Annotated in this window: 19 protein-coding genes; 12 read left to right on the forward strand and 7 right to left on the reverse strand. The window is 35.2% G+C overall.

The window, feature by feature from the left end:
• Nucleotides 1–24 precede the first annotated feature (24 nt).
• Complete coding sequence (locus tag A6I66_RS09815) at nt 25–690, reverse strand: alpha/beta hydrolase family protein (RefSeq protein WP_067148532.1); 666 nt, start codon at nt 688–690, stop codon at nt 25–27.
• Between the two features lie 115 nt (nt 691–805).
• Here A6I66_RS09815 and A6I66_RS09820 point away from each other — a divergent pair, with 115 nt between their 5' ends.
• Nucleotides 806–1,102 (forward strand): N-acetyltransferase, encoded by a 297-nt coding sequence (locus A6I66_RS09820; protein ID WP_067148535.1) that lies wholly within the window; start codon nt 806–808, stop codon nt 1,100–1,102.
• A gap of 58 nt (nt 1,103–1,160) precedes the next feature.
• Here A6I66_RS09820 and mtaB read toward each other — a convergent pair whose 3' ends face one another.
• A complete protein-coding gene (gene mtaB, locus A6I66_RS09825; RefSeq protein ID WP_067148538.1) occupies nt 1,161–2,492 on the reverse strand; it encodes a tRNA (N(6)-L-threonylcarbamoyladenosine(37)-C(2))-methylthiotransferase MtaB in 1,332 nt (443 codons plus the stop codon).
• Nucleotides 2,493–2,643: 151 nt separating this feature from the next.
• Between mtaB and A6I66_RS09830 the strand changes: the two genes are divergently transcribed.
• Entirely contained in the window at nt 2,644–4,266 is a 1,623-nt protein-coding gene (locus tag A6I66_RS09830; protein ID WP_067148540.1) for an ABC transporter substrate-binding protein, read from the forward strand.
• Here the strand turns inward: A6I66_RS09830 and A6I66_RS09835 are convergent.
• The 4 genes from A6I66_RS09835 to A6I66_RS09850 form a co-directional block, all read right to left on the reverse strand.
• Complete coding sequence (locus A6I66_RS09835; RefSeq protein ID WP_067148543.1) at nt 4,263–4,952, reverse strand: lysoplasmalogenase family protein; 690 nt, start codon at nt 4,950–4,952, stop codon at nt 4,263–4,265. The genes A6I66_RS09830 and A6I66_RS09835 overlap by 4 nt on opposite strands.
• A gap of 200 nt (nt 4,953–5,152) precedes the next feature.
• Entirely contained in the window at nt 5,153–5,848 is a 696-nt protein-coding gene (locus tag A6I66_RS09840; RefSeq protein ID WP_067148546.1) for a lysoplasmalogenase family protein, read from the reverse strand.
• 166 nt (nt 5,849–6,014) lie between these two features.
• Nucleotides 6,015–7,190, reverse strand: a complete 1,176-nt coding sequence (locus A6I66_RS09845) for a GlmU family protein (RefSeq protein ID WP_067148549.1) — start codon at nt 7,188–7,190, stop codon at nt 6,015–6,017.
• Nucleotides 7,191–7,501: 311 nt separating this feature from the next.
• Nucleotides 7,502–7,753 (reverse strand): type B 50S ribosomal protein L31, encoded by a 252-nt coding sequence (locus A6I66_RS09850; protein ID WP_067148552.1) that lies wholly within the window; start codon nt 7,751–7,753, stop codon nt 7,502–7,504.
• Nucleotides 7,754–7,986: 233 nt separating this feature from the next.
• Between A6I66_RS09850 and A6I66_RS09855 the strand changes: the two genes are divergently transcribed.
• The 7 genes from A6I66_RS09855 (at nt 7,987) to A6I66_RS09885 (ending at nt 15,029) form a co-directional block, all read left to right on the forward strand.
• Nucleotides 7,987–8,520 (forward strand): DUF4199 domain-containing protein, encoded by a 534-nt coding sequence (locus tag A6I66_RS09855; protein WP_067148555.1) that lies wholly within the window; start codon nt 7,987–7,989, stop codon nt 8,518–8,520.
• A gap of 37 nt (nt 8,521–8,557) precedes the next feature.
• Nucleotides 8,558–9,508, forward strand: coding sequence for a glycosyltransferase family 2 protein (locus A6I66_RS09860; protein ID WP_067148558.1), 951 nt, complete (start codon nt 8,558–8,560; stop codon nt 9,506–9,508).
• A gap of 101 nt (nt 9,509–9,609) precedes the next feature.
• Nucleotides 9,610–11,340, forward strand: a complete 1,731-nt coding sequence (locus A6I66_RS09865; RefSeq protein ID WP_211267546.1) for a phospho-sugar mutase — start codon at nt 9,610–9,612, stop codon at nt 11,338–11,340.
• Nucleotides 11,340–13,172, forward strand: a complete 1,833-nt coding sequence (locus tag A6I66_RS09870) for an ABC transporter ATP-binding protein (RefSeq protein ID WP_067148561.1) — start codon at nt 11,340–11,342, stop codon at nt 13,170–13,172. The genes A6I66_RS09865 and A6I66_RS09870 overlap by 1 nt, the downstream gene beginning before the upstream one ends.
• 320 nt (nt 13,173–13,492) lie before the next feature.
• A complete protein-coding gene (locus tag A6I66_RS09875; RefSeq protein WP_067148564.1) occupies nt 13,493–14,035 on the forward strand; it encodes an RNA polymerase sigma factor in 543 nt (180 codons plus the stop codon).
• A 33-nt stretch (nt 14,036–14,068) separates the two neighbouring features.
• Nucleotides 14,069–14,584, forward strand: coding sequence for a hypothetical protein (locus tag A6I66_RS09880; RefSeq protein ID WP_067148567.1), 516 nt, complete (start codon nt 14,069–14,071; stop codon nt 14,582–14,584).
• Between the two features lie 4 nt (nt 14,585–14,588).
• Nucleotides 14,589–15,029 carry a hypothetical protein gene (locus A6I66_RS09885; protein ID WP_067148570.1) on the forward strand — a complete coding sequence of 147 codons (441 nt, stop codon included), beginning with the start codon at nt 14,589–14,591 and terminating at the stop codon, nt 15,027–15,029.
• Here A6I66_RS09885 and A6I66_RS09890 read toward each other — a convergent pair.
• Complete coding sequence (locus A6I66_RS09890; RefSeq protein WP_157614175.1) at nt 15,026–16,183, reverse strand: WD40/YVTN/BNR-like repeat-containing protein; 1,158 nt, start codon at nt 16,181–16,183, stop codon at nt 15,026–15,028. The genes A6I66_RS09885 and A6I66_RS09890 overlap by 4 nt on opposite strands.
• Before the next feature lie 132 nt (nt 16,184–16,315).
• Here A6I66_RS09890 and A6I66_RS09895 point away from each other — a divergent pair, with 132 nt between their 5' ends.
• The 3 genes from A6I66_RS09895 (at nt 16,316) to purL (ending at nt 22,355) form a co-directional block, all read left to right on the forward strand.
• Nucleotides 16,316–17,530 carry an RsmB/NOP family class I SAM-dependent RNA methyltransferase gene (locus A6I66_RS09895; RefSeq protein ID WP_067148574.1) on the forward strand — a complete coding sequence of 405 codons (1,215 nt, stop codon included), beginning with the start codon at nt 16,316–16,318 and terminating at the stop codon, nt 17,528–17,530.
• Nucleotides 17,531–17,700: 170 nt separating this feature from the next.
• Nucleotides 17,701–18,561: a fructosamine kinase family protein gene (locus A6I66_RS09900; RefSeq protein ID WP_067148577.1), complete on the forward strand. Its 861-nt coding sequence runs from the start codon at nt 17,701–17,703 to the stop codon at nt 18,559–18,561.
• A gap of 101 nt (nt 18,562–18,662) precedes the next feature.
• Entirely contained in the window at nt 18,663–22,355 is a 3,693-nt protein-coding gene (gene purL / locus A6I66_RS09905; RefSeq protein ID WP_067148582.1) for a phosphoribosylformylglycinamidine synthase, read from the forward strand.
• Nucleotides 22,356–22,471 lie beyond the last annotated feature (116 nt).

The following is a 22,471-nucleotide window of genomic DNA, read 5'->3' on the forward strand; positions in this document are numbered from 1 at the left end:
ACCTTAAAGGTAGAGAAATTTCGATTATTCTGCTAATATAATTTGAGGTAAATTCGCGTTAAACCACCTGTATTTATTAATAATCATGATATGGGTTCCCTCAGGAATACGGGTGCAATTGCTAATGTATTGCATCGGAAAAACAGGGTCTTTATCGCCATGAATGTGAATTAAATTTGGATCGTACGACTCTTGGTCCCAGCACACCATTTCCTTAATAGCCCAACTTAAATATTTAGGATCATTCACTGAAAGATACTTTTTATACAAGGCCAAGCGCTTGGTAACTTCCTTTCCGAAGGCGTATTTTTCTAGAACATCAATCTTACTTGCCAATTGCGTAGGCACGATTTTATAAGCACCTGTGGTTCTAGCCAATTGCATGGTTTTAGGCAACTCAAATTTACTCTTAACGCTTGAAACGATAATAAGTTTTCTCACCTGGATATGCTTACTCATTTCTTGAACCAACACTCCCCCAAAGGAAACCCCTATTAAAACTGGATTTTCATGCTTTATGTTTTTGGTCATTCTTAAAGCATAATCTGAAATAGGCTCATCTTTTAAAGGTAACATCCATTCTAAAAAATGCATTTCAAAAGTGTCTTTAGGCAGGTCGATATATTCAAAAATTTGTGAGCTTGCTGCCATGCCCGGCATGAAGTAAACAGGTATTAGCGACTGAATCATAAGGTATTAACTTTTAATTTACTTTCAGTTAACAATTTTTTTTCGTACTTTTGCGCAAAGTTATAGTAATACCCCCCTCGCTAGACTAACAATCCGAAACATAAACTTAGACAAAATGGTGGAAGCTGCAGAATTAATTGACAACGATTTTTTACGTCAATATGAACTTAAGATTGACGATCATTTAGCGAAAATTGAATACTCTTTACAAGAACGAAAAATTTTTTTAACCAAATTAGTAATTCCTGAAAGTATTACCAATGATGAATTTAAAAAAGATTTTTTAGCCCTTGTTTTCGATCAAATTCAAGAACGTAATTTAAGCGTGGTACCTACGAGTCCTGAAATCGCTAAATTCATGAGAAGTAACAGAAAGTACAAACGAATGCTTCCTGTAGGAGTAAGAATTTAATAGCATTAACAAAACGCTATAAAACAAGAAGCTGTCTCTAAAATCGAGGCAGCTTTTTTTATGATATATTATTGAGTACTTCTGCAAAATCAAATCGCACTAACCCATCGTCATCGATTTCAGTAAGTACCACTTCATGAAGTGTGTTTACCAATTCTGGATTCCAAGGTGTTTTTACTTTAACGTAATTCTCGGTAAACCCATGAATGTAGCCTTCCTTATTTTCGCTTTCAAATAACACGGTTCTTTGCGTTCCTAACTGACTCTCATAAAAAGCACGACGTTTTTTAACCGATAACCCTCTAAGCATCTTACTACGTTTGGATCGCACATTATTAGGTACAACGCCATCCATGTCTACAGCCTCGGTATTATCACGTTCTGAATACGTGAACACATGTAAATAAGAAATATCCAGTGTACTTAAAAAATTATAGGTCTCTAAAAAAAGTTCATCAGTTTCACCAGGAAAACCAACAATAACATCCACACCTATACAAGCATAAGGCATGACTTCTTTAATTTTTGAAACACGATCTACATACAATTCACGCATGTAACGACGTTTCATTTTTTTTAGAATTTCGTTAGAACCAGACTGTAAAGGCACATGAAAATGAGGTACAAAAGCCCTAGATTTAGAAACGAGATCGATGGTTTCGTTTTTAAGTAAATTAGGCTCTATTGAAGAAATTCTTAAACGCTCAATCCCTTCCACTTTATCTAATTCGGTAACCAAATCTAAAAAAGTATGCTCGTGTTTTTTATTGCCGAATTCACCTTTACCGTAGTCACCAATATTAACACCAGTTAAAACGATTTCTTTAATATTTTGCTCCGAAATTTCTCGAGCATTTTTTAAGACGTTAGTCATGGTATCACTTCTAGAAATACCTCGAGCTAAAGGAATGGTACAATAGGTACATTTATAATCGCAACCATCTTGCACTTTTAAAAAGGCACGCGTTCGATCGCCAATGGAATAAGAACCCACATAAAAATCGGCATCTTCGATTTCGCAGGAATGCACTTCACCAAAATCGTTTTTAGATAAATCGTTAAGGTAGTCGGTAATTTTAAACTTCTCGGTAGCACCAAGTACCAAATCTACGCCATGAACATCAGCCAATTCTTGCGGCTTTAACTGGGCATAACACCCTACAGCTGCCACAAAAGCATTCTCATTGTTCTTTTGGGCTTGTTTTACAATCGTTTTAAATCGCTTATCGGCATTTTCGGTAACCGAACAAGTATTAATCACATAGATATCTGCTTTTTCAGAAAAATCAACCCTATCAAAACCTTCTTTACTAAAATCTCTAGCAATGGTAGAGGTTTCTGAAAAATTTAATTTACAACCTAAAGTATAAAATGCGACTTTCTTATTCATGGTATTTTGTCACCTTGAATTTGCTTCAAGATCTTTTAAAAATTATCTTTACCTTTTCTCATACAGAAACAAAAAGAAAGCATTCTAACAGAGAATGACACACTTGAAGCTCAAAAAATATGAGGGTGCAAATTTACAACTAATTAGTTATATGATAAAACCTAATCTTAAACAAATAATAAGCTATTTATCAGTTACTTATCTCACCCTTTTCTTTTTATCTTGTAAGACCGACCACGACATCAATAGAGATCATTTGGTTTTTCGGTACAACGAATACGCTAATATCAATACTTTAGATCCGGCTTTTTCGAGAACATTGCAAGACAACTCGGTTTGTAATCAGCTTTTTAACGGCCTCGTTCAACTGGATGACGAGCTCAATATTCTACCGTGTATTGCAAAGAATTGGACCATTTCGGAAGACGGCATGACCTACCAATTTAATCTGCGTCAAGATGTATGGTTTCATAACCACGAATTATTTGGCAAAGACTCTACAAGAACGGTTGTAGCAAACGATTTTAAATACAGCTTTAACCGACTTAGAGATGAAAAAATTGCCTCACCAGGCAGCTGGGTTTTAAACAAAGTGGACGATTTTGAAGCTGTTAACGACAGTATTTTTGAAATTAAACTTACACAACCTTTCCCTGCTTTTATCGGACTTTTAACCATGAAGTACTGCTCGGTCATTCCGCATGAAGTTGCTGATTTTTATGGATTTGAATTTAGAAGTCACCCTATTGGAACAGGTCCTTTTAAGTTTAAACGCTGGGAAGAAAACATCAAACTTGTTTTTAGAAAAAATCACAATTATTTTGAAACCGACCAAGAAGGCAGGAAACTGCCTTATTTAGAAGCCGTTGCTATTACGTTTCTCCCTGACAAACAGAGTGAATTTTTACAGTTTGCACAAGGAAATATCGATTATGTTTCTGGTTTAGACGCTTCATATAAAGATGAAATATTAACTGCCAACGGAAAACTCCAAAAACAATATGCCGAATCGGTAAACATGATTCGTGGACCCTACTTAAATACGGAATATTTAGGTTTTTATTTAGATTCTGAAACGCCCGAAATACAATCGGAACTCCTAAGAAAAGCTATTAATTACGGTTTTGACAGAAAAAAAATGATTGTTTACTTAAGAAACGGCATTGGCACACCTGCTAACGGTGGCTTTATCCCCATGGGTTTACCGGGATATGACAAAACCATTGGTTACGATTACCAACCTGAAAGAGCAAAAAAGCTAGTATCACAATTTATAACTGAAACTGGAATTGTCAACCCTAAAATAACTTTAGTAACGACTAGCAACTACCTAAGTTTTTGCGAATTTATGCAACGTGAACTAGAAAAAACTGGACTAAACATACAGGTTGACGTGATGCCCGAAGCATCTCTACGCTCGGCCCGCTCTAACGGTAAGGTGGATATGTTTAGAAGTTCATGGATAGCCGATTATTTGGATGCTGAAAACTACTTATCCATTTTTTACAGTAAAAACTTTGCTCCTCATGGTTCTAATTATTTTCATTTTAAAAATGACACTTTCGACCAATTATACAATAAAGCTTTTACAGTAACCGATATCGAGGAAAGAAAAAAAATATACACAACCATGGATTCTATAGCTATGGATAAAGCACTTATGGTTCCACTGTACTACGATGAAGTCATTCGTTTTACGAGAAAAAATGTAAAAGGCTTAGGGGTTAACCCTATCAATTTACTCGATCTCAAACACGTAAAAAAGACGCTTTAAACATCTTCTAAGCGTTTTTCAATAATTACGCCGTGCACCATGAAATAGACACCTGTGGCATAAAAAAACATGATACTAAAGTCTTGATAAGGCACATCTGTTTTAAAGGTTTTTATAACCATAATTCCTTCAGAAATCATATAACATATCACACCGTAAAACACCGAAAGATAACTTTTTCTATCAACGACTTCTTTACGCAAATAAGCAAACTGACATAAGAGTAATGAAATAAAGTAACTCATTAAAGTTGGCAGAAAATAGTTTCCTAAATCCTCATAGATATAACTCACTAATCCAACAGTATAAATAAAAATGGCTATAGAAAAAGGAATTAAACGACGTACTTGAAAATCTGATTTGTGAGAAAACCGAAAGCATAAAAACAATTTTGCCACAGAATATATAAACAAGCTAGTCATTAAAAGATACATGTTTTCGTGGTTGATAATTAAAAAATCTGCTAAAAAAAAACAAACTAAGGCTAGCATGGTCCATGAAAAATTACGCTTTATAGCAGCCTCATTATTAAAATAGTAGTACGCAATAAGAAGTCCTAAAACCCAAGGTTTTGAAAAATAACGATACGGAACTGCAGGCAAATTTATTTTTACAGCAGTATCAATTATTAAAACTGTAAAGAATAAGATCGCAAACTTTTTTTTGTCTCGTATAATGTTCAACATAATGTTTAATTTGGATCCATTCTTCAATAAAACCTAAATTAAGGTTAGGTTATTATTTTAACCAATGCCAAATTACAAAAAAAACAAATTCAATTTAATAAATAGAAAAATTGCAAACTTTAGTATTTGGCATACTAGTTAAAACATAATAATGAGTTTTATATTTTGTTTGTGATGGATTCTTTTTTCTGTAGAATGGATTAAAAATAGCTTTCTGGCTCCATTCTTTTCTCGGTAATTATACCGTGTATAATCAAATAAATTCCAGTCGCATAGAAAAACATGATGGAAAAGTCTTGAAAAAGCACATCAGTTTTAAAGGTATTTATAATAGTAATACCTTCAGAAACCATGTAACACAACACCCCAGATAATACAAAAAGATAACTCTTTTTATCTACAACTTCCTTTCGAAGATAAGCAAACTGACATAAGAGTAAGGATATAAAATAACTGATAAGCGCGAAGATAAAATAACTTCCCAATCCGTCGTGTATATACAAAATTAACACAACCGTATAAACAAATATAACGATGGAAAACGGAATTAAACGACTGACTTTAAAATCGGATTTATGTGAGAACCGAAAACACAGAAATATCTTTGCTAGGGTATATACTACAAAGCTAGAAACCAATAACACTTGATTTTCTCTATTTATTATCAACAAATCGGCTACAAAAAAGGAACACAAGGCCAACATGACCCAAAAAAAGTTACGGTTCTCTGAAGGCGAATAATTATAATAGTAATATAAAACGATTAGTAATATGGTTGGCGTCTTAGAGATAAAACGGTAAGGCCATGGGAAATTAGTTTTAACAATGGTATCGATGATAAGCATCACAAAAAAAAGCAAGGCAAACTTTTTTTTATCCTTTAGTATCGTCAACATATTATTTCGTTTGGGGTGGCTAGGGTAAAAACTAAATAAATTAAGTTTTAACCGTGCACAAATTACAAAAAAAATGCTAGTCCTTTAAAAAAAATACCAAGTCCATTATGGCTAAAAAATCATACAGCAAAACTATGCTCATAATTAGAACACCAAGTCAACATATTTAATCACGTCTAAACTTTTTAGAAACTTCAAAAACATGCTCTAGGATGGCCTTGTCTTGTTCGGTAAGTTCAATATTTCGCCTTGACATCACTACATGGGCAACTTCAAAAGCCTTTTTGGTTAAATAGGTTGTAAATCCACTGCTTCCACCCCAACTAAAACTAGGCACAAAGTTTCTTGGAAATCCGCTACCAAAAATATTGGCACTCACACCTACAACGGTTCCTGTATTAAACATGGTGTTAATTCCACACTTACTATGATCTCCCATCATAAGACCACAAAACTGCAACCCTGTTTTAGCAAAGCCCTCAGTTTGATAGTCCCACAAACGAACTTCGGCATAGTTATTTTTCAAATTAGAATTATTGGTATCGGCACCAAGGTTACACCACTCACCCAATACAGAATTTCCTAAAAAGCCATCATGCCCTTTGTTAGAATAACCAAATAAAACAGAATTATTAATTTCACCACCTACTTTACTATAAGGTCCCACTGTAGTAGGCCCATATATTTTAGCACCCATTTTCACTGTAGCATGGTCGCATAAAGCAAAAGGCCCTCTAATGATAGCGCCTTCCATTATTTCAGTGTTTTTACCTATATAAATAGGACCACTAGAGGCATTTAAAGTCACAAACTCTAAACGCGCACCATCTTCTATAAAAATATTTTCTGGTGCAATGATATTATTACTAGAAGGAATGGATTGAGATTTTCTACCTTCAGTAATGAGATCAAAATCTTCCTGAATCGCCTCGCCGTTTTTGGAAAAAATATCCCAAGTATGGTTGATTTGAATGGTTTCCGCTTCAAATTCTATGGCTTCGTAGGCATCAAAATCAATATCTTCTTGCTCTTCTTTCGCAAAAAAAGCAATCACATCCTCTCCATTAAAAATAGCCTGATTCTCTTGAAGATCTTTAATCATTTCCACCAGTTCTGGACTTGGAAGGTAGGAAGCATTAATCATCACATTGTCTTCCATTTCTACCATCGGAAACTTATCAGCTAAATAATCTTCGGTAACGGTGGTACTAGTGCAATCTAAAAAAGATTCCCACTTCTCACGAATGGTTAAAATGCCAACACGAATATCGGCAACAGGTCTTGTGTAAGTAAAAGGCAACAGATTGTTACGGGAAGGACCATCAAAAAGAATGTAGTTCATTTTTAGATATAAAATTAAGAGACATACCAATTCTTGTTTAAAATACCCTTAATAAAATGCTCTTATTTCCTTTCTATTTCAGAATAAAAAGAAACCGTAGCTCAGCTATGCTTTATTTTTCTTCTTTCTATAAAGAAAAAAATCAAAATTTTATTTTAAGATCATTTTAAACAAGAATTGGTATTAGGCCTTCGAGATTTTTTCTCAAAAATACCTAACTCATGTTTTGCAATCCAAAAATAGCTTAATTCGGTAAATAAAAAAAGCCTCTCTTTAACAGAAAGGCTTTTAAAATATATTTTTTTGCTAAATTATTTTTTAAACTTAGCGTACTTAGTTTTGAATTTATCAATTCTACCAGCTGTATCTACTAATTTAGATTTACCAGTGTAGAACGGGTGCGATGTTCTAGAAATCTCCATTTTTATTAATGGATACTCAACACCATCAACTTCAAGAGTTTCGTTAGTTTCTGCTGTAGACTTTGTTAAGAATACATCTTCGTTAGACATATCTTTAAATGCTACAATTCTATAATTTTCTGGATGTATCTCTTTTCTCATCGCTAAATGCTTTTTATTACTTTCAATTTTGGAGTGCAAATTTAGTTATTTTTTACAAACCTGCAATACTTTTTATATTTTTTTATCTTTTTATTTGTTTCTGTTTTAGGAACATGACGTATTCCTTGTCAAACAAATCGTAATGTCAAAATTTTTTCACAAAACAAATGTAACGTTTTAATATATTTGAATACTAAGAGAAGTCACTAAAAATTAATTAATCAAAAAACATTATGGAAAATTCTTTAAAGTCCATTGCAACACATTACGGCCTATACTTAGGAGCTCTATTATCATTTTTAACCGTTATAATTTATGCCGTTAATTTGGATTTATTTGTTAATGTATATTATGGTTTTTCCTTGTATTTTATTGTTATTATTTTCGGTATCATAACCGTGGCAAAAGTAAAAGCGAATTACAACGGCTTCTTATCTTTTAAAAACGCCTTTACCTCTTATTTTATAACCATTTTAATAGGCTTAACTATAAGTTCACTTGTTTCGTTTGTTATTTTCAACTTTATAGACCCTGAAGCGGCCGAAATTTTAAAAACCAAAACTATAGACATGCTAGCTAATACTTTAGAAGGCCTGAATACCCCGGTAGACCAAATTGATGAAATGGTTGAAAAAGTTGAGTCTCAAAATATGTTTTCAATAGGTAACGTTTTTCAAAGTTTAGTAGTAAATTATTTAATCCCATTATGTATCATCGGACTCATAGTTGCGGCTGCATTGAAAAAAAGTAACCCAGAGGCCGAATAAATTCTGTATTTTTGAATATTATTTCGAAAATATTCAAATGAACATATCTGTAGTAATTCCACTACTTAACGAACAAGACTCTTTAATCGAACTTCATGATTGGATCGCACGCGTGATGCTATCCAATCAGTTTTCATATGAAATCATCTTTATTGACGATGGCAGTACCGATGATTCCTGGAAGGTTATTACCGATTTGGCTTCACAAGACATTCATGTAAAAGGCATTCAATTTTTAAGAAACTACGGAAAATCACAGGCTCTTCACGCTGGTTTTGAAAAAGCTCAGGGCGAAGTGGTAATTACCATGGATGCCGATTTACAAGACAACCCCGATGAAATCCCCGAGCTTTATCATATGATTAAAGCAGAAGGCTACGATCTTGTTTCGGGATGGAAAAAGAAACGCTACGATTCCGTATTGTCTAAAAACTTACCTTCTAAACTGTTTAATTGGGCTGCCAGAAAAACTTCGGGGGTAAAATTAAACGATTTTAACTGTGGCTTAAAAGCTTATAGGTTAGAAGTTGTAAAAAACATTGATGTCAATGGTGAAATGCACCGCTACATCCCTGTACTTTCAAAAAACGCAGGTTTTAGCAATATTGGTGAAAAAGTGGTACAACACCAAGCACGAAAATATGGTGTTACAAAGTTCGGAATCGATAGGTTTTTACATGGTTTTCTAGACCTCATTACCATTTGGTTTTTATCCCGTTTTGGCAAACGCCCCATGCATTTATTCGGAGCCTTAGGTTTTATTATGATTGCCATAGGTTTTGCTTTTGCTTTTTACTTAGGACTAGATAAACTCTGGATCAACCCTCAAGGCAGACTCATAACCGAGCGTCCGCAATTCTACATCTCACTTTCCACTATGATAATAGGAACACAATTTTTTGTGGCTGGCTTTTTAGGAGAGATCATTTTACGAACTAAATCAGATAAAAAACGCTATACCATTAAAGGGGCGTTAAACTTAAATTAATATTTCAAAATGCAGTATGATCATTTCTTTATGTTTTCTGTATTAACAACTAAATAAAAAGAGGAATTAACTATTTTTGTATCCCTTTACTTTACAACATTATGATACACATTGAACCAAAAATTTTAGAGAGAATAAACAGTTGGTTAACACCAGCGTTTGATGAAGAAACACAAAACACAATTAAAGAAAGCATCGCGCATAAACCTAAAGATATCCAAGAAAGCTTTTATAAAGACTTAGAGTTTGGAACCGGAGGTATGCGTGGTATCATGGGAGTTGGAACCAACAGAATAAACAAATACACCCTTGGAAAAAGTACCCAAGGCCTTAGCGATTATTTGCATAAACAATTTCCTAATGAAACTCCAAAAGCTGTAATTGCTTACGATTGTAGACATAACAGCAAATCTTTAGCTAAAGTAGTTGCCGATGTGTTTTCTGCAAATGGCATTGAAGTTTATTTATTTGAAGATTTACGTCCAACACCAGAATTATCTTTTGCTGTAAAACATTTAAATTGTCACTGTGGTATCGTGTTAACCGCATCACACAATCCTCCAGAATACAACGGATATAAAGTGTATTGGCAAGATGGCGGACAATTAGTACCACCACACGACAAAGGTGTTATTGACGTGATTAACACAGTTGATTATGCCAACATAAAGTTTGATGCTAACGAGCAACTTATTCATACTATAGGCAAGGTCGTTGATGATGTTTTTATTGATGCCTCAGTAGAAAAAGGAAGTGTTGGTGCTACTCAAAAAGCTAAAGATGATCTTACTATCGTTTTCACTTCGCTTCATGGAACATCAATTACTGCTGTTCCTGAAACTTTAAAACGTGCAGGTTATAAAAATGTACATATCGTAAAAGAACAAGAAGTACCAGATGGCGATTTCCCAACAGTTAAATCACCAAATCCTGAGGAACCTGCTGCTTTAAAAATGGCTTTAGAACTTGCCGAAAAAGTTAATGCTGATATCGTTATTGGTACCGATCCAGACTGTGACCGATTAGGGGTTGCTGTTCGTAATTCCGAAAATGAATTACAACTACTTAACGGAAATCAAACTATGGTGATGATGACGGATTTCTTACTTAAACAATGGAAAGCCGAAGACCGTATTAAAGGTAAAGAGTTTATTGCTTCGACGATTGTTTCTACCCCAATGCTTAGCAAATTAGCAGCATCATATGAGGTAGAAAGTAAAATTGTTTTAACCGGATTTAAATGGATTGCTAAACTGATTCATGATTTCCCAGAATTAGATTTCATAGGTGGTGGTGAAGAAAGTTTTGGTTATATGGTAGGTGATTTTGTTCGCGATAAAGATGCCGTAACCTCTACCCTTTTAGCCTGTGAAATTGCAGCCATAACGAAATCTCATGGCAGTTCTTTCTTTAACGAACTTATTCAGTTGTATACCGAACACGGTTTTTACAAAGAAAAACTCGTTTCACTTACTAAAAAAGGCATAGAAGGCGCCGAAGAAATTAAACAAATGATGGTCGACGCTAGAGAAAACCCGCTTGCTATTATCAATGGCTCTAAAGTGTTAAAAATCGAAGATTACGATTTATCTGAAGCCAAAAACATGCTAACCGGTGAGACCACTAAAATTGACATCCCTAAATCGAATGTAATCATTTACTATACAGAAGACGGTAGCCAAGTAGCATTACGACCAAGTGGTACAGAACCAAAAATTAAGTTCTACGTTAGTGTAAACACCGCTTTATCGAATGTCAACGATTTTGCAGCTACAGATACGGAACTTGACAACAAGGCAGAAGCCATTTTAAAAGACATGAACCTTATTTAATGAATAATTTTTATAACCTTTTACAATACGCCAAACCATATAAAAAGTTTGCTATTGGGCATGTCATATCTAATATATTCTATGCTCTATTTGGCACCTTGTCGTTCGTTGCCCTCATCCCCATGCTTGATGTTCTTTTTAAGCCTAAGGAAGTTAGTGCAGCACCTGCTGTAAAACCCGTTTATGAAGGGCTTGGCAGTATCGACGATTACGGTAAGGACCTACTAGCATACGAAGTTAGTCAGCACGCTGGCAACGATCCTCAAAAAGCCCTATTTCTTGTGGTTAGCCTAATTATTATCCTATTCTTGTTAAAAAACATTTTTGGATATATGGCCAACTACTTCATGGTTTTTCTAAGAAATGGCGTGGTAAGAGACTTAAGAACGGCTGTTTATAAAAAAACCGTAAGCCTACCACTCGCCTACTTTTCTGAGCAGAAAAAAGGTGATATCATGTCTAGAGTAACCTCCGACGTTTCGACTTTACAGTACTCTATGCTTCCCATGTTAGAACTTATCGCTAGAGAACCTCTAATGATTATTTTCACCATCGGGACCATGTTTATTTTAAGTGCAAAACTCACCCTATTCGTGTTTATTTTTATTCCTATATCTGGATTCATTATTTCTAGAATTGGTAAAACACTAAAAAGAAAATCTGATCGTGTACAAAGAGAACAGGGTACCATTCTTTCTATTTTAGAAGAAACCTTAACGGGCTTACGAATTATTAAAGGTTTTAATGCTGAAGATAAATTTAATGCCCGTTTTCAAAATTCATCCAACAAGTCTTATCACTTTTCAAATAAGCTATTAAACCGACAAAACCTAGCCTCTCCAACCAGCGAGTTTTTAGGCATTTTGGTTATTGGTATTTTACTTTGGTATGGCGGACAATTGGTACTTATAGACAAATCGTTGGATGGCAGTTCGTTTATTGCTTTTATGGGATTAGCTTACAATATTATGGTGCCTGCAAAAGCTATTTCTCGTGGCATTTATAATGTAAAGCAAGGTAGCGCTTCCGCGGAAAGAATCCAGGAAATTATTGATACGCCTAACCCTTTGAAGGATATTGAAAACGCCATTGAAAAAGAAAGTTTCGATAGTGAAATCAAATTTGATAACATTTGGTTTAAGTATAAAGACGATTACGTTTTAAAGAATTTCAGTTTAAACATTCCTAAAGGAAAAACCGTTGCTCTTGTAGGGCAATCTGGTAGTGGAAAATCTACCATTGCCAACCTCATCACCCGTTTTTACGATGTAAACAAAGGTGAAATACTTATGGACGGGATTAATATTAAAAATTTAGCAACAAAATCTTTGCGTGATCAACTCGGTATTGTGACTCAAGATGCTATTCTTTTTAATGAAACCATAAAAAACAACCTAAAACTAGGGAATGATCAAGCTTCTGATGAAGACATCATTGAAGCTTTAAAAGTTGCTAATGCTTGGGAGTTTGTTAAAGAACTTCCTGAAGGTATAGAAACCAATATTGGTGATGCTGGAAACAAATTGTCTGGCGGACAAAAACAACGTTTAAGTATTGCTCGTGCCGTACTTAAGAGTCCACCAATCATGGTTTTAGACGAAGCGACATCAGCACTTGATACCGAAAGCGAACGTTTAGTTCAGGAAGCTTTAGAGAATATGATGAAAAACAGAACCTCTATTGTTATCGCACACCGCCTTTCAACCATACAAAAAGCCGATGAAATTGTAGTTCTAAACAAAGGAGAAATCGTTGAACAAGGCAAGCACAGTGAGCTTATGGATAAAAAAGGCGTTTATCAAAAGTTGGTTGCCATGCAAAGTTTCGAATAATCTTGGTATTTGAAGAAAAAAAATAAACCTAACTTAATAGAAAATTAGAAAAAGGATAGAGATTTGGGTTTCTATCCTTTTTTCTGTTCCTGTCAGACTTGGGGACATCTAACAACATAAGTTAGGTTGTGAAACAAAAATAAACTACAAGTCTTAATTTAGCAAGGAAAAATACAGTTAATCGTCATTTACGAACGTTTCGTCGATAAAACAATCTATAATCCTTTGATTTACAAATCATTTAAAATCTGAGTAAAACAAAAAGCATACGGCATTAAACTTTTTGTAATTTTAGGAGTCCAATATGCAAACATTACTTAGTGACCGACGAAATAACACTAATAAAACAGCTACAATCTGAACACCAAAAGGATCAAGCCTTTAAGGCGTTGCTAAGCCAATATAAAGAACGTTTGTATTGGCACATTCGTCATATTGTTAAATCTCACGACGACGCCGATGATGTTTTACAGAACACCTTTATAAAAATTTATAAAAACATACATAATTTTAAAGGGGACAGTAAGTTATTTTCTTGGATGTACCGTATTGCAACAAACGAGTCTTTAACTTTTTTAAGCAAAAAAGCCAAGCAGTTACAAATTACCAACGAAGAGCTTCAAACCGCTTCCATTAATAATTTAACCTCAGATGTTTATTTTGAAGGCGACGAAATTCAATTAAAATTGCAGCAAGCCATTGCATCCCTTCCAGAAAAGCAACAATTGGTATTTAATATGAAATACTTTCAAGATTTAAAATATAAGGATATGGCCGAAATATTAAACACAAGCGAAGGCGCATTAAAAGCTTCATACCATATTGCTGTAAAAAAACTTGAAGCCTATTTAACCCAAGATTAAACCTTTACAAAAAAACTAAGTCTTATTAATAAGATGAAAACAAATAAAATACATAATATTAAGTCTTCTGGTTTTAAAGCCCCGCAGGATTATTTTGATGCTTTTGATGACAAACTCATGAACAAGCTTAAAAATGAGTCGCCTGTACAGGGTAAAAAAACTAGTGGTTTTGAAGTGCCTAAAGATTATTTTAAAACTTTAGACGATACCATTATTAAGCAGATTGAAAGTGACAAACCTACAACTAAAGTCATTCCGCTTTTCAATAAAAAAATGATTTTATACGCTACAAGTATCGCGGCTGCTGTGCTATTACTATTTAATTTATCGTTGTTTGATACGAATAGCAAACCAACGTTTGATAGCTTGGATTCTCAATCTGTTGAAAATTATATTTTGAATGAAAACATAAGCTTTTCAGAATTGGCTTCACTTTTTTCTGATGAAGAATTGAATGCAACCATATTTTCTGAAGACCATATAGACGATGAAAACATAGAGAATTACCTCCTTGATTATTCTGATATTGAAACTTTATTAACCGAATAAACACATGAAAAAGATACTTCTTATACTTCTATTTTGCTGTTCACTTTCTGTTACAGCACAAAAAAACAAACGTGATCATATCAAGGCTTTGAAAGTTGCTTATATCACAGAGAAACTAGACTTCACGCCTAGCGAAGCACAAAAATTTTGGCCTGTTTACAACGCTTACGAAGAAAAACATAGCCAAATTAAACATGATGAATTAAGACAAATTCGAAGTGAGATTAAATCGAATTTCGATACCATGACCGATGAGCAAGCGAAAGCCTTAATCGAAAAAGAAAATAAAGCTGAGATGCAATTACATCAGCTTCGCATGGATTTTAATAAGGACCTTGCTAAAATCATTCCTCCGAAAAAAATAATTTTACTTAAAGTTTCGGAAGAAGATTTTAGAAGAAAAATGTTTGAAGAGTTTAAAAAACGTAGAGGCGAAAAACGTTAGTACGTTACATTAATACTATCTTTAAAAGTTAGTTTAGCAATTTTACCAGGCCCTGTACCATAAGCTACCGAATCGTTTAAAAAGCGTAAGGCATAAAACCCAGCTTCGGTAACCTCTTTCCAACTATTACCAGAATCTGTGCTATAATAGACACCTTGAAAACTGCTTGCTACCAGAGCCTGACCACCACTTCTTGGCACATATTGAACACAGCTGCTATATCCTGGCTTTTGATTTTGAGCTACTAACTCCCATGTTTTACCTCCATCGGAAGTTCTAATTTTATTGGCTGCATTCAATTCCGGATGCTTATAGTCCCCGCCAATTGCAAAGCCATGTAATTCATCATAAAAATCGATCGAGTAAATACCTTGAGTATCTCCTTCACTAGAAATATCTGTTTTAGTAACCTGCCATGTTTGGCCGCGATCTTCAGTATAATAAATGTTACCATGAGTTGTTCCAAACCACGCTTTATCACCTAAGGTTTTTATATTTGTGTTACTTGCAGCAAAAGCACCTTCACCAGCTTCGGCTTCTGGCAATTGTGAACAATCCAGTTTTTTCCAAGTGGCACCGCCATCTCTGGTGATGATAACTGAGATACAACCATTCACACTATCTCCAATAGCAATACCATCTTTGTCGTCCCAAAACGTCATCGCATCATAAAAAACACCTTCACCCTGTTCTTCATAGACCAATACCATACGCCCTTTATCACCTGTTTTATAAAGCAAAGCAGGATTTTCAATACTCAACATAAAGAAATCTGATGAAGTATGTGCCGTTGCTCTAAAGTTTAGAGTCAAGGTATCGCGCTCTATAATGGAGGTTTGCCACATGCCTGTTTTAAGATCATTCATACCAAAAATTCCTTTGTTGGCAGCAAAAGCTAAAGTTTTATCTTTTAAAATTTCAAGTGTTCGGATACTGACGTCGGCATCACGAAAAATACCTTCAACCTCAACAACGTTTACATTTTTAAGAATTATAGGCTCTTCAACGGTTATAGGAGAAATAGCCAAACTATCGTCGTGTATCACAACAGGCATTTCATCAATAGGTTCTAATGAAGATTCGGTTGAAGTATCACGACCTTTTTTACAGCTAAATACAAACAATACAAGGAGGAATGGTAAAATATGTTTCATCTAAAAATTTTTTATAAAAATAGGAATCTAGGCCAACTAACTAAAGCCATTTACTTAATAAAATAGTAAAAATTAAAAATGTCGTGAATTCGTAGCAATTAACGTAACTTTGCACCCTTATTATAATATACGATGCGAATACACAGAAATTTAAGCTTTGCGGTTATTGATGGTTTAACACTCATCTTTAACGAAGGGAAATATGCCGATAAGGTGATTCAACAACTTTTAAAACGTGATAAACGTTGGGGATCTCGTGACAGAGGTTTTGTTGCCGAAACCACCTACGATATTGTGCGTTGGAAACGCTTATATGCTGAAATCGCAGAAGTCAAAGCACCTTTTGATCGGGACAACCTATGGCGTATGTTTGCTGTTTGGGCAACTTTAAAGGGTATTAATTTACCTGATTGGAAGTATTTTGAAAACACGCCTACTCGTAAAATTAAAGGCCGTTTTGATGAACTTTCTCAAATAAGAAAATTTAAAGAATCGATTCCCGATTGGCTTGATGAAGTTGGTGAAAAAGAATTAGGAGCAGAATTTTGGACTAAAGAAATAGCAGCCCTAAACGAGCAAGCCGATGTTATTTTAAGAGTGAATACTCTAAAAACGACCAAAGAAAAATTACAAGCCGAATTATTCGATTTAAATATAGAAACCGAATTTATTAAAGGCTATCCAAGCGCTTTAAAGCTAAAAGAACGTGCTAATGTTTTTTCTACTGAAGCTTTTAAAAATGGGCATTTTGAAGTTCAAGACGCCTCTTCTCAACTGGTTGCCGAGTTTGCTAATGTACAACCTGGAATGCGTGTGGTAGATACTTGTGCCGGTGCTGGAGGTAAAACGTTACACTTGGCCTCTTTAATGGAAAACAAGGGGCAAATTATTGCCATGGATATCTATGCCAATAAACTTCATGAATTAAAACGTCGTGCGAAACGTAATGGCGCTCACAATATAGAACCTCGAGCCATCGATTCGACTAAGGTGATTAAAAAACTTTATGATAAGGCAGACCGTGTGGTTATTGATGCGCCTTGCTCTGGTTTAGGTGTATTACGAAGAAATCCGGATGCTAAATGGAAGCTACAACCAGAATTTCTTGATAAAATAAGAAAAACACAGCAGGAGATTTTACAACAGTATTCCAAAATGGTTAAAGCTGGCGGACAAATGGTATATGCTACTTGTTCGGTTCTACCTTCTGAAAACCAAGAGCAAGTTGCAAAATTCTTAAAATCGGAAGCAGGAGCGAATTTCTCATTATTAAAAGACAATAAAGTATCAGCTCATAAATCTGGGTTTGATGGTTTTTATATGGCTCTATTGGAGCGTAAGGCTTAATACCTTCGGTAAGAATGTCTGCCTATATCTGCCTATCGCAGACAGGTATAGTCAAATAAGTTTCGGTGATAAAACACCAATTCGACTACGTTTTCTTTAAATCTAAATCAATTTCAACAGAATTTCACCTGTAGATTTTGAAACGATACGATTCTTTGTATTTTTAATACATGGATTCGACCTTACGGACACATATCTCTGAAATTATAAGCAAACCCATCCATCATGTCTCAGATTTACAAGGTGGAGACATCTCCCATGCTTACAAAATTATTTGTGATGGCCATGCTTATTTTTTAAAAACTAATGAAGCCGCTTATGCCTTAGAAATGTTTCAGAGTGAAGTGACTTCGTTAGGTGCTATAAAGCATACCAATACCATAAAAACACCTGAAATTATATCTTGTGGGATTTTTAAAAACCGCGCCTATTTGTTATTGGAATTTATTCCCACCAAAACTGCTGATGCTTCCGATTTTAAAACTTTAGGAAAACAACTCGCCCAACTACACCAAAACACACAGGAAAACTTTGGCTTTCCCCAACATAATTTCATTGGAAAACTCACTCAAAGCAATACCGAACACAACAATTGGTTAGAATTTTACACTTACGAGCGTTTACTTCCGCAGCTAAACTTAGCCACAGAAAAGAGTTTATTAAAAGCCAATGAAGCACCTAGCGAAGCCCAAATCCTTTCCACTTTAAAACCACTTTTTGAAAACATCAAGCCAAGTTTAATTCATGGCGACTTATGGAGCGGTAATTATCTCATTTCTGATAACGATGTGCCCTACCTTATTGACCCTGCTGCTTATTATGGGCATTATGAAGTTGATATTGCCATGAGCCAACTTTTTGGTGGTTTTGACCAAGAATTCTATGAAGCTTATTTGCAGGAAGTTGAACAAGAAAGCTTCAATCAAAAACGAATAGAAATTTATCAACTCTACTTTCTTTTAGTGCATTTAAATATGTTTGGCTACTCCTACTATACCGATGTTGTGCACATTCTACGTAAGTATTTTTAGCCCTACTTTCTGTTTCAAAAAACACCAATAAAAAACCAAACACAAATCATTAAAATTGTGTATTTTTGCCTTTTTTAAAACTTACACATAATACATCTAAAATGATTCATTTCTTTGGAAACGTAACCAGCAAAGTTTTCGCTGTTCAAACAACAAAAGAATTATCAACTGAAACTATTTCTAAATTAGAATGGTTATTTGGCAATCAGCCAAAAATAGAACAAGCATCATTGGATGCTTTTTTTGTTGGACCCCGAGCTGCTATGATTACGCCTTGGAGTACGAATGCTGTGGAAATCACTCAAAATATGGGGATTTCAGACATTATTAGAATTGAAGAATTTCAAGCTGTCGCTGAAAACTTTAAAGATTTTGATCCGATGATTTCGGAAAAATTTAAGGGGCTAAATCAGGATTCATTTACTATTGATATTCAGCCTGAAGCGATTTTAAACATTGAAGATATTGCTGCTTACAATACGCAAGAGGGTTTATCTTTAAGTGATGAAGAGGTGGCTTATCTAGAAGGTGTGGCTAAAAAAATTGGTCGCCCGTTAACCGATTCTGAGGTTTTCGGATTTTCGCAAGTGAACTCTGAGCACTGTCGTCACAAAATTTTTAACGGAACCTTTGTGATTGATGGCGAAGAAAAACCTACCTCTTTATTTAAGTTAATTAAAGAAACATCGAAACAACATCCTAACGATATTGTTTCGGCTTATAAAGATAACGTGGCTTTTATTAAAGGCCCTAAAGTGGAGCAATTTGCACCAAAACGTGCCGATATTCCTGATTTTTACGAAACTAAAGATTTCGATTCTGTGATTTCGCTTAAAGCGGAAACTCATAACTTCCCTACTACTGTTGAGCCTTTTAACGGTGCTGCAACTGGTTCGGGTGGTGAAATTCGTGATAGATTAGCCGGCGGAAAAGGTTCTATTCCTTTAGCTGGAACGGCAGTTTATATGACCTCGTATTCAAGATTAGAAGAAAACAGACCTTGGGAACAAAAGTTTGAAGCTAGAAAATGGCTATACCAAACCCCAATGGATATATTAATTAAAGCCTCCAATGGTGCTTCCGATTTTGGTAACAAATTCGGTCAGCCCCTAATTACAGGTTCTGTATTAACTTTCGAGCATAATGAAAATCAGTCTTCAAGCGATGCTGCTGCCAGACGTTTAGGTTTTGACAAAGTGATTATGCAAGCGGGTGGTATTGGTTATGGAAAAGCAGATCAAGCCTTAAAAGACAAGCCTAAAGCAGGTGATAAAATAGTTATTCTTGGTGGTGAAAATTACCGTATTGGAATGGGTGGTGCTGCGGTATCATCGGCCGATACTGGAGAATTTGCTTCAGGAATTGAATTAAACGCGGTACAGCGTTCGAATCCAGAAATGCAAAAACGTGCTGCTAATGCCGTTCGTGGTATGGTGGAAGGCGATGAAAACTTTATCGTTTCGATTCACGATCACGGTGCAGGCGGACACTTAAACTGTCTTTCGGAATTGGTTGAAGACACCGGTGGAAAAATCGATTTAGATGCGCTTCCAGTTGGAGATCCAACTTTATCAGACAAAGAAATTATTGGTAACGAATCGCAAGAGCGTATGGGCTTAGTGATTGCCGAAAAACATATTGAAACCTTACACAAAATTGCCGATCGTGAGCGTTCACCAATGTATACTGTAGGTGATGTTACTGGAGACGACCGTTTTACGTTTCAGTCTAAAACCAAAGGAAATACACCAATGGATTTAGCCCTAGAAGATATGTTTGGAAGTTCTCCTAAAACCGTTTTAACAGATAAAACAGTTACTAGAAAATATAAAAACGCCAGATACAAAACCAAAAACATTAGCATTTACTTAAATCAAGTTTTACAATTAGAAGCGGTAGCTTGTAAAGATTGGTTAACAAACAAGGTAGACCGTTGTGTTGGAGGAAAAGTGGCGAAACAACAATGTGTTGGACCTTTACAAATCCCATTAAACAATGTTGGGGTTATGGCTTTAGATTTTAAAGGCAAAGAAGGTATTGCAACAACCATTGGTCACTCCCCTATTTCTGGGTTAATTAACCCGCAAGCAGGAAGTAGAAACTCAATTACCGAATCGCTTACCAACATTGTTTGGGCGCCATTAAAGGATGGCTTACAATCCGTTTCGCTTTCGGCAAACTGGATGTGGCCTTGTAAAAATGAAGGCGAAGATGCGCGTTTGTATGAAGCAGTTCAAGCAGTTTCAGAATTTGCGATCGATTTAGGTGTGAATGTGCCAACAGGTAAAGATTCGCTTTCAATGAAGCAAAAATACCCTGATGGTGATGTGATTTCTCCTGGAACGGTTATTATTTCTGCAGGAGCTAACTGTAACGATATCAACAAAGTGGTAGAACCTGTTTTAAAACAAAACGGCGGAAACATATACTACATTAACATCTCTCAAGATGACTTTAAACTAGGTGGAAGTTCTTTCAACCAAGTATTAAATGCTATTGGTAGCGATGCGCCTGACGTGAAGAATCCTGCTTTTGTTAAGACAGCTTTCAATACCATTCAAGATTTAATTAAAGCGGATAAAATACAAGCTGGGCATGATGTAGCTTCTGGTGGTTTAATTACCACTTTATTAGAGCTTTGTTTTGCTGATGTAAATTTAGGTGCCGATTTAGACCTTTCTGCCTTAAACGAAGAAGATTCTATTAAGGTTTTATTTGCTGAAAACAGCGGATTAATTTTCCAAGCGGATGCTTCGGTAGAAACAGTTTTAGCTGAAAACAACATTGAGTTCTTCAACATTGGTTCTGCGAATGACACTGGAAACCTCAACATTAAAAATAACGACGATACGTTCACATTCAACGTTGTTGAAACTAGAGACGTTTGGTATAAAACATCTTTCTTATTAGACCAAAAGCAAACGGCAAATGGTTTAGCTCAAGATCGTTTTGATAATTTTAAAAATCAACCGCTACAATACACATTCCCTGAAAACTTTACAGGTGTGATGGCAGACATCGTGAAAAATACAGCCCCAGTTGGCAAACGCCCTAAAGCTGCTATTCTTCGTGAAAAAGGATCTAACTCAGAACGTGAAATGGCCAATGCTATGTTTTTAGCTGGATTTGATGTGAAAGACGTACACATGACCGATTTAATTTCTGGTCGTGAAACTTTAGAAGACATTCAGTTTTTAGGTGCTGTTGGTGGTTTCTCTAACTCCGATGTTTTAGGATCGGCTAAAGGTTGGGCAGGAGCCATTAAATACAACGAAAAAGCGAATAAAGCGATACAGAATTTCTTTAAAAGAGAAGATACGCTTTCTGTAGGAATCTGTAATGGTTGTCAGTTATTTATGGAACTGGAAGAAATTAATCCAGAACATGACATTCACGGAAAAATGCACCATAACGATTCTCAGAAACACGAGAGTTCGTTTACTTCTGTAAAAATTCAAGAGAACCACTCGGTAATGCTTTCTAGCCTTGCTGGAAGTACTTTAGGCGTTTGGATTTCACATGGTGAAGGAAAATTTAATTTACCTTATGCAGAAGACCAATACAATATTGTAGCAAAATATGGTTATGAAGGTTACCCAAATAACCCTAACGGCTCTGATTATAACACAGCCATGCTTTGTGATAAAACAGGTCGTCACTTAGTAACCATGCCACATATTGAACGTTCTACGTTCCAATGGAACTGGGCAAACTACCCAAAAAACAGAAAAGACGAAGTAACACCATGGTTGGAAGCGTTTGTGAATGCACGACTTTGGATTGAGAAGAAATAATTCTTTACAACATAAATATTTTTCTTAAACGAGAGGTTGCCTAGTTCGGCAGCCTCTCGTTTATATTTATAATACAATTTAATTTTTAACGTAATGAAAGTCTGGAGTATTATATT

This window comes from Pseudotamlana agarivorans (assembly GCF_001642835.1).
GTDB lineage: Bacteria > Bacteroidota > Bacteroidia > Flavobacteriales > Flavobacteriaceae > Pseudotamlana > Pseudotamlana agarivorans.

Bases quoted from the DNA above. Each gene is read 5' to 3' on its own strand.
- A6I66_RS09815 (WP_067148532.1), bottom strand. From the start codon at position 690: ATGATTCAGTCGCTAATACCTGTTTACTTCATGCCGGGCATGGCAGCA.
- A6I66_RS09820 (WP_067148535.1), top strand. From the start codon at position 806: ATGGTGGAAGCTGCAGAATTAATTGACAACGATTTTTTACGTCAATAT.
- mtaB (WP_067148538.1), bottom strand. From the start codon at position 2,492: ATGAATAAGAAAGTCGCATTTTATACTTTAGGTTGTAAATTAAATTTT.
- A6I66_RS09830 (WP_067148540.1), top strand. From the start codon at position 2,644: ATGATAAAACCTAATCTTAAACAAATAATAAGCTATTTATCAGTTACT.
- A6I66_RS09835 (WP_067148543.1), bottom strand. From the start codon at position 4,952: ATGTTGAACATTATACGAGACAAAAAAAAGTTTGCGATCTTATTCTTT.
- A6I66_RS09840 (WP_067148546.1), bottom strand. From the start codon at position 5,848: ATGTTGACGATACTAAAGGATAAAAAAAAGTTTGCCTTGCTTTTTTTT.
- A6I66_RS09845 (WP_067148549.1), bottom strand. From the start codon at position 7,190: ATGAACTACATTCTTTTTGATGGTCCTTCCCGTAACAATCTGTTGCCT.
- A6I66_RS09850 (WP_067148552.1), bottom strand. From the start codon at position 7,753: ATGAGAAAAGAGATACATCCAGAAAATTATAGAATTGTAGCATTTAAA.
- A6I66_RS09855 (WP_067148555.1), top strand. From the start codon at position 7,987: ATGGAAAATTCTTTAAAGTCCATTGCAACACATTACGGCCTATACTTA.
- A6I66_RS09860 (WP_067148558.1), top strand. From the start codon at position 8,558: ATGAACATATCTGTAGTAATTCCACTACTTAACGAACAAGACTCTTTA.
- A6I66_RS09865 (WP_211267546.1), top strand. From the start codon at position 9,610: ATGATACACATTGAACCAAAAATTTTAGAGAGAATAAACAGTTGGTTA.
- A6I66_RS09870 (WP_067148561.1), top strand. From the start codon at position 11,340: ATGAATAATTTTTATAACCTTTTACAATACGCCAAACCATATAAAAAG.
- A6I66_RS09880 (WP_067148567.1), top strand. From the start codon at position 14,069: ATGAAAACAAATAAAATACATAATATTAAGTCTTCTGGTTTTAAAGCC.
- A6I66_RS09885 (WP_067148570.1), top strand. From the start codon at position 14,589: ATGAAAAAGATACTTCTTATACTTCTATTTTGCTGTTCACTTTCTGTT.
- A6I66_RS09890 (WP_157614175.1), bottom strand. From the start codon at position 16,183: ATGAAACATATTTTACCATTCCTCCTTGTATTGTTTGTATTTAGCTGT.
- A6I66_RS09895 (WP_067148574.1), top strand. From the start codon at position 16,316: ATGCGAATACACAGAAATTTAAGCTTTGCGGTTATTGATGGTTTAACA.
- A6I66_RS09900 (WP_067148577.1), top strand. From the start codon at position 17,701: ATGGATTCGACCTTACGGACACATATCTCTGAAATTATAAGCAAACCC.
- purL (WP_067148582.1), top strand. From the start codon at position 18,663: ATGATTCATTTCTTTGGAAACGTAACCAGCAAAGTTTTCGCTGTTCAA.